At 67.2% G+C, this 2,487-nt stretch carries 3 protein-coding genes; all 3 read left to right on the forward strand.

Annotated features, from left to right (window positions below; translation table 11 throughout):
- The coding region (locus tag ACIRS4_RS36150; protein ID WP_404204186.1) for an MFS transporter at positions 1-1,125 on the forward strand (1,125 nt) is incomplete at its 5' end.
- Between the two features lie 102 nt (positions 1,126-1,227).
- The gene (locus ACIRS4_RS36155; RefSeq protein ID WP_404204188.1) at positions 1,228-1,905 is read left to right on the forward strand and encodes a VC0807 family protein; all 678 of its coding nucleotides are present in this window, start codon (positions 1,228-1,230) and stop codon (positions 1,903-1,905) included.
- Positions 1,898-2,487 (forward strand): TMEM175 family protein (locus tag ACIRS4_RS36160; RefSeq protein WP_404204190.1); only part of this gene is annotated, 590 nt, incomplete at its 3' end. The genes ACIRS4_RS36155 and ACIRS4_RS36160, both read left to right, overlap by 8 nt.

Genomic DNA, 2,487 nt, shown 5'->3' on the forward strand with positions numbered 1-2,487 from the left:
CTCACCGACAAGATCGGGCGCGAGATCATGTACACCGCCGACCTGGTGGTGATGGGGCTGTGCTCGATCGCGTCGTTCTGGGCCGAATCCATCTGGCTCATCGTCATTTTGCGGTTCGTGCTCGGCATGGCGGTGGCCGCCGACTATCCGATCGCCACCTCGTTGCTCGGGGAATGGCTGCCGCTCAAACAGCGCGGGACGCTGCTCGGATTCCAGATCGTGGCCTGGTACCTGGGCTCGGTGCTGGCCTATGTGGTCGGCTATCTGCTGCTGACCTTCGGCGGCAACGGCAGCTGGCGCTGGCAGCTCGCGAGCGGCGCGGTGCTGTGCGCGTTCTTCCTGATCATCCGGCAGAGCACCGCGCCCGAATCGCCACGGTGGCTGGCCCAGCACGGCAAACAGGACAAGGCCGCCGCCATGATCGAGCAGTACCTGCACGTACGGGTCGATCCGGCCACCCTGGTCGAGGCGGGCGCGGTGGGACATCCGGCGCGGCACGGATCGCTGCGGGAACTGTTCCGGCCGCAGTACCGCAAGCGAACCGTGTTCTGCTGCGGCTTCTTCCTGTGCCAGGTCGCGGTGCTGTTCGCCATGCTCACCTTCGGGCCGCAGATCCTGGCCGCCTTCGGCATGCCCGCCGGCACCTGGATGGACACCCTGGGCACGGCCCTGATCAGCCTGGTGTTCTTGATCGGCTGCCTGCCCGCCATGCGGCTCATCGACACCATCGGGCGGCGGCCCACCATCGTGTGGTGCTTCGGGCTGATGATCCTGCCGGTGCTGTTCATCGGCCTCTGGCCGACCATGCCCACCCTGCTCGCCTTCACCATGTTGCTGCTCTACGCGTTCTTCTGCGGCGGGCCCAACGTACTGGACTGGACGTATCCGAACGAGTTGTTCCCCACCCACATTCGCGCCACCGCCGTCGGGTTCGCCACCTCCATCAGCCGGATCGGCGCGGCCCTGGGCACCTATCTGCTGCCGTGGTCGCTGGACCATCTCGGGATGGGGCCGACGTTCCTGTTCGCCGCGGTGGTCACCGCCGTCGGTTTCCTGATCTGCCTGTGGGGCGCGCCCGAGACCAAGGGGCGCGATCTGGAAGCGGCGGCCACGGTCGCGGCATGACAACTGTCATGGCTGGGAGGTGATGGTTGGCAGATTCGGTGCGGCGGCGGTCTCCGTAGCGTCATTCCTGTAGCGCAGAAACCGATTACAGGAGTTCGCATCATGGCTGACAACACGCTCGCCGCGCCCGCCGCCCGGCCGAATGTGCTCCGCATGCTGGCCCCCACCCTCCGCGACATCGCGGTGCCGCTCGCCGCCTACTACGCCCTGCACGCCGCCGGGTACTCCGACTTCATCGCCCTGCTGGCGGGAGCGCTGTTCTCCGGCGCCGTGGTCCTGGTCGGCGTGATCCGGGCCCGCAAGATCGACGCCCTGGCCGCGCTCATCCTCGCGGGCTTCGCCTTCGGCATCGGATCCTCGCTGATCAGCGGCGATGCCCGGATGATCATCGTCCGCGACTCGGTCACCACCGCCGCGATCGGCCTGGCCTTCCTGATCAGCGCCCTGCTCGGCAAGCCCCTCACCTACGTCGCCGCCCGCAAGGGCCTCGCCGGAGCCCCCGAGCGACTGGCCCAGCTGGACCACAAGTTCCGCACCAACCCCGTGGTCCGTCGCCTGCTGAACCGGATCGCCGTCATGTGGGGTGTCGGCCTGATGGGCGAATCGGCCCTGCGGGTGGTGCTCGTCTACCGCCTGCCCATCCACACCATGACCTGGCTGTCGAGCGTCCTGATGATCGGCGTCACCGCCGTCATGGCCATCATCACCGTGCGAACGGTCAAGCGCGTCAGACGAATCGAGCCGACCGCCGAACCGGTCTACGCTGCGATGCATGAGTGAGGGATCGGTTCCGGAACGCACGCTCGCGGGAACCGCTCGGGTGGAAGCTTTCAGCGACGGGGTGATGGCGATTGCCATCACCCTGTTGATTTTGGAGATCCGGGTGCCCGAGCACGAGCCGGGTCGCTTGCTGCAGGCGCTCGGGCACATCTGGCCGTCGTATGTGGCGTATCTGGCGTCGTTCATGACGATCGGGGTGGTGTGGATGAACCACCACACCTTCTTCGGGCGGTTGCGGCGGATCGACCATGTGCTGCGGTGGTGGAATCTGCTTCTGCTGCTGGGGATTTCGCTGGTTCCGTTCCCGACCATGGTGGTGGCCGAGAACGTCGTGCACGGGACGCATCGGGACGCGGTGGTGGCGGTGGCGCTGTACGGGATCGTCGGGGTGCTGATGACCGTGCCGTGGGCGCCCATGTGGTGGCGGCTGGCGAAGCGGCCGGAGATGCTGAAGTCCGGGTTGGGGGCGGATTACGCGCGGCGGGAGAGCTGGCGGGCCTGGCCGGGAATTCTGGTCTACGCGGCCTGCATCGGGGTCGGATTCCTCTCGCCGATCGCGGCGCTGGTGCTGTATCTGCTGGT

Source organism: Streptomyces sp. NPDC101166 (genome assembly GCF_044768125.1).
Lineage (GTDB): Bacteria > Actinomycetota > Actinomycetes > Streptomycetales > Streptomycetaceae > Streptomyces.

Coding starts and splice junctions, on each gene's coding strand:
- ACIRS4_RS36155 (WP_404204188.1), top strand. CDS start 1,228: ATGGCTGACAACACGCTCGCCGCGCCCGCCGCCCGGCCGAATGTGCTC.